Consider the following 5,015-nt stretch of genomic DNA (forward strand, 5'->3'; position numbering starts at 1 on the left):
AACTGGCTGTCGACGACATCTTCCCAGCCCACCACCATCCATCACAGCGGGAAGGCGTCTTCACCGCAGCTCCGCAGTATCGCACGGGGAAACGGGATGAAGGGGCGAGCCGGCGAAGCCGGCAAGCCCCTCGTCGTTGTGTCTGTTTCGGTGTTTTGTTGCAGCCGTTGTCGACCGGTCCCGAGCGGCAAGCACGGCAGTGATTGCTCGAACCTGTGACGGGGCTTTGCGCGAGGGGTGGAGGTGATTGTCGACGTGCGGCAAACGCGTCGAAGGTTGAGTGAATGCGCGAGTGCGGGACGCGCAACAGCATGATGGGTCCTCGCGCGGCAAGCACGGCAGGGGTTGCTCGTATACGTGACTGGGTCTTGCGTCAGCGTGCGCGGGGGTTGTCGGTGTGCGCGAGAGAAATCGGTGAGTGCGGGATGCGCTCGGAGGGAGGGCGACCGGACGAAGAAGCCCCCCACTGTGAGCAGGGGAGTGGTCGCTCGAACCGCGCGGCAGGCGCAGCCCAAGGCGCCAGAGGTTGTCAATTCGCGCGAAATGGAAGGACGTGAGCGACGACATGATTCGGTGTTGTCGTCGTCGGTCAAAAGAATTGAAGGCCTAACGCGCGGGTCACCCGCGCGCAGACGCGGCGGCCCTCGGCCGCCCGCGTCAAGCATGGCGGGTGGAACCGCTTGTTAGGCATTTCGCGTGAGCGAATTCAAGCGCAGCTTCGCAGAATGGGTGTTGTCGAGTTGGTTGTTGCGTCAGCGGATGACGCGGTTGTCGACGACGTCTTCCCAGCCAACCACCATCCATCACAGCGAGAAAGAGTATCCACCGCAGCCACGGAGAATCGGAAGAAGCATGGGTTTGGGTCCGGCGGCCGAGCTGGTGACCGACAACGTCTTCTTTGCCCACCAACCATCCATCACTGGGACAGGGGCCATTCACCGCAGCGGCGCGAGTATCGGCAGGGCATGGTTCGGCGCCAGCGAGCGATGCTGGCGTCGATGACTTCGTTCGCGTGAGCGTGTTGCGACTACTCATCCCGGTGCGGAAAGGAAGCGTCGAGGGACAATGGAGGCCAGGGTCGAATTGAGCGAGCAAGTTGGCGATGCAGGTTCCAGTCGGTGGGCTTCGACTTCGGAACGAACCAAGGAGCGCCTCGGGCAAGCCAGTCGCAGAAGTAGGCTTCGGTGTCGTCCGTGCCCCACTCGCATCCGCAGCAATCACAGATTTCGTAACTCGAGCGAATATCATCGACAGAGCGACATGGCTCGCGAAAAGGACCAAAACCGCAGAGCGGGCAGTAGAGAAGATCGAGCAAAGAGTTCATGAGTCGATTTCGCTCTGCGCGCAGCGTGAGTCCACGGTCACCTGTCGTGGCCGTCGACGTTGTGGTCCTCCAGAACGTGGTGTGCGGCATGTGGTTCAATCTCGGGAGGAACGCTCACAGTCGGATCATCGCGAGGGTCGGATTGAGGGCTTGCAAGCGCTCGCCGAATGACGAGAACCGCGGTCGGACCCACGATCGGAATGCACCAGGAAAGCAGCAGCTGATTGCGTCGCTGGGCGGACGATAGAAGCCCGTCGCGAGCGACAGCGACAGATGCCGCGCTCGACGTAGCGAGAGCAACCGTCGCAAACGCAAGAAACGAAATCGGGTCCACTGTGTATTCAGTGGCGCCTAACACGCGGGTCACCCGCGCGCAGACGCGGCGGCCCTCGGCCGCCGCGTCAAGCATGGCGGGTGGAACCGCTTGTTAGGATTATCGCGTAAGCGAATTCAAGCGCAGCTTCGACGAATGGGTGTTGTCGAACTGGTTGTTGCGTCAGCGGACGATGCGGCTGTCGACGACGTGTTCACAGCCAACCACCATCCATCACAGCGACATGGAGTATTCACCGCAGCCCCGCGGTATCGAAGCGAGCGCCTTCAACCGGAAACGCAGAGAAGACGGGCTTGCCGGCGAAGCCGGCAAGCCCTGCCTTTGTGTGTAATTCGGTGTTTCGGTCGTGGGTGTTGTCGCCCGAAAGGAGCGAGGTAGTTGGACGGACCGATGCTCAGCGGTTCCGCGCGGCAAGCACGGCAGTGATTGCTCGAAGGCGTAATGGTGTTGAGCGCTGGTGGACGCCGGGGTTGTCGACGTGCGACAGGCGCGCCGGCTGTTGCACGAAGCGTGAACGCGCGGCGCGGACCGGACGGACGGCTTGCGCGCGGCAAGCACGGAAGTGATTGCTCGAGCGCGGTGATGGGTTGTGCGCGAGCGGGCGCAGTGGTTGTCGACGTGCGGCAAGCGCGTCGGCTGCTGCATGAAGCATGAACGGGCGGGGGCCTGATGGCTGATGAAGCCTTGGCGTCGGAGGTCTTCATCGCGGAACGCCCATCAGGGGCTTGCGTCGAAGACGCCTGCATCCCTTTCGTCGACGCGGAGCGTGTAGCCGTATGTTGAGTCTTGGAAGGGGCAGTTGAAGTTCGGTAGTGGACCCTCGCAAAACACGCCGCTGCTGATGCGGACTTCGGCGGTCCCGGGCTGGTGGTTGTCGAAGGACACCTGTCGGTGTCGGTACGCAGCCGCCGAGGCTCGTGTAGTGCATCCGCCGTCGGCCTCGAACTCCGCGCAAGCGTGGGCGTTGATGTCGAGTCCAGACGGAAGCTTGATATCAAGGTCCCAGAAGCTTCGTTCTGCGACGACATCGACTTGGTAGATGCCGGTCTGGAGATCAACCTGCCAGACATCGTTGCCCGTGCAAAAGGCAAGTCGCGCGTCGACAGGTCGCCCAAGAACGAGACGCTCGTGGGGAGCCGGCTCCTCACGGGAACAATCGGTCAGGCTGCTACAGTTGTCGACAGCGAGAATGGAGAGAGGGAGGAAGACGGCGATGACCGTGGGGGCATAGGGACGGTTCACGAAGGCCTCGTTGTCGACCCGTGAGTGGGAAGCGGTTGGTGCGCGGCGGTCGACGGCCCGCGGGATGGAAGTCGGGCGGGCGGTCGTTTTCCGATGAACGGGCGCGCCAGTGGGTTTCACATTGCGAGCGGGCGCGCGCTCGGTCGGACCGCGCAGCAGGCGCACCCCTGGCGGCAGCGGTTACTCGAATCGCGTGGAATACATGTGACGTGAGCGACGACGTGGTTTGCTGTTGTCGTCTTCGCGCAAGCGGATCAGGTCCTAACACGCGGGTCAGCGGCGCTTGGCGGCGGCGTGCGGAGCACGCCGCGTCTTATCGCCAAGCAGGCCGCTGGACCCGCTTGTTAGGCTTTTCGGGGTAGCGAGTTCAGCGCAGCATCGGGTCTTCGGTTGTGCAGGATGCGTGGCCGTCAACGAGGAACAAGCCGGTGGGCGCGCCGGCGACTGCCGGCGCACCCGCCTGCGACGTCACCAGCGCGAGTAACTCCAATTCATCACAACGCTATGGCTTCTTCACCGTGCTTCGCAGCATCGAAGCGAGCTGCCTTCAGGACGAACCGGTTCTGTGACAAGGGGCGTGGCCGGCGAAGCCGGCAAGCCCCCGCCTTTTGGTATTCCTGCCCTTTTGTTGTCGTCGTGAATGTGCGGCCGCGTCTGTACTGCGCTCGGCCGTTCGCGGAGTATGAACAATCAAGGTGCCGCGTGCCGAGCGTGCCCGAGTGTCGACTCGCGCCAGTGTCGGGACGTCCGAGGGAAGGCAGTTCGCCTGGCAAGCACATCAGGGGCCGCTCGAAACGAAGCCCTTGGCTTGGAGCCAGCGAGCGCGGTGGCTGACGACGACGACCGGTGCGCATGCTCAGTTTGTTCGGACGGAGTCGCACGGGGCGGGCTCGCGCTCAATCTGCTCCGCGCGGCAGGAACGGCAATGATTGTTCGAAACGTGTCCGCATCTTGGCGCCAGCGGACTCGGTGGTTGACGACGACGACCGGTGCGCGTGCTCATGTTGCTCGCTGAGTTGTGCGGGACGGATGCGCGCTCGCCTGTTCCGCGCGGCAAGCACGGCAGTGGTTGCTCGAAACACGTCCAAAGTTTGGCGCCAGCGACCACAGTGATTGACGACGACGGCCGGTGCGGGTGCTGATGTTGTTCGGTCTGAGCTGTGCGGAACCGATGCGCGTGCAATCTGTTCCGTGCGGCAAGCACGGCAGTGGTTGCTCGAAACGTGTCCGCGGTTTGGCGCCGGCGAGCGGGGTGATTGACGACGATGGTCGGTGCGCATACTCATGTTGTTCGGACTGACATGTGCGGGACGGATGCGTGCTCAATCTGTTCCGTGACGGCAAGCACGGCGATGGTTGTTCGCGCGGGTCCACAGTTTGGCGCCAGCGAGCACGGCGATTGTCGACGACGTTCGGTGCGCATGGAACATGGTGCAGGATCTGAGTTGTGCGTGACGGATGCGCGTTCAATCAGTTCCGTGCGGCAAGCACGGCAGTGGTTGTTCGAAACGGGTCCGCGGTTTGGCGCAGGAGAGCGCAGCAAGTGACGACGGAGGCCAGCGCATCTGCGCGCGTCGCTCGGACAAGAGGTACGTGGGACAGACGCGCATGAGTCGATCTCGCACGGCAAGCGGCAGTGGTGCTCGAACAACAGTCATGGTCTGGCGGAGATTGACACTGTCAGTGAGAAGCAGGCGGCTAGGCCGGCAACGCCGACGCGGCCGGAGGCCGCGGAGGCAAGCCGCGCCTGGGCGCCCGCACGCTGACCGCGATCGGCGGTGTTGTCGCCGCCGGAGCAAATGTGTGGGTTTTCAGCCTAACACGCGGTTCACCCGCGCGCAGACGCGGCGGCGTTCGGCCGCCGCGTCAAGCTCATGCGGGTGAAACCGCCTGTTAGGCCTGTTCGGGTAAGTAGTTCAAGCGCAGCTTCGAGTGCACAGGTGTTGTCGGGTCTTGCTGTTGCGCGAAAGGACGAACTGGCTGTCGACGACATCTTCCCAGCCCACCACCATCCATCACAGCGGGAAGGCGTCTTCACCGCAGCTCCGCAGTATCGCACGGGGAAACGGGATGAAGGGGCGAGCCGGCGAAGCCGGCAAGCCCCTCGTCGTTGTG

3 protein-coding genes are annotated in these 5,015 nt (G+C 63.3%); 1 reads left to right on the forward strand and 2 read right to left on the reverse strand.

Annotation, left to right across the window (positions count from 1 at the left end; all coding sequences use genetic code 11):
• The first annotated feature begins 852 nt into the window (after window positions 1-852).
• Window positions 853-1,002 carry a hypothetical protein gene (locus HY962_01215; protein MBI5645523.1) on the forward strand — a complete coding sequence of 50 codons (150 nt, stop codon included), beginning with the start codon at window positions 853-855 and terminating at the stop codon, window positions 1,000-1,002.
• 1,050 nt (window positions 1,003-2,052) lie between these two features.
• Here the strand turns inward: HY962_01215 and HY962_01220 are convergent.
• Window positions 2,053-2,310 (reverse strand): hypothetical protein, encoded by a 258-nt coding sequence (locus HY962_01220; GenBank protein ID MBI5645524.1) that lies wholly within the window; start codon window positions 2,308-2,310, stop codon window positions 2,053-2,055.
• A 65-nt stretch (window positions 2,311-2,375) separates the two neighbouring features.
• Complete coding sequence (locus HY962_01225) at window positions 2,376-2,900, reverse strand: hypothetical protein (GenBank protein MBI5645525.1); 525 nt, start codon at window positions 2,898-2,900, stop codon at window positions 2,376-2,378.
• Window positions 2,901-5,015 lie beyond the last annotated feature (2,115 nt).

This window comes from Ignavibacteriota bacterium (assembly GCA_016218045.1).
Lineage (GTDB): Bacteria > Bacteroidota > Ignavibacteria > SZUA-365 > SZUA-365 > JACRFB01.

What these genes read in the sequence shown, in the direction of transcription:
- HY962_01215 (MBI5645523.1), top strand. Translation starts at nt 853, where the DNA reads ATGGGTTTGGGTCCGGCGGCCGAGCTGGTGACCGACAACGTCTTCTTT.
- HY962_01220 (MBI5645524.1), bottom strand. Translation starts at nt 2,310, where the DNA reads ATGCTTCATGCAGCAGCCGACGCGCTTGCCGCACGTCGACAACCACTG.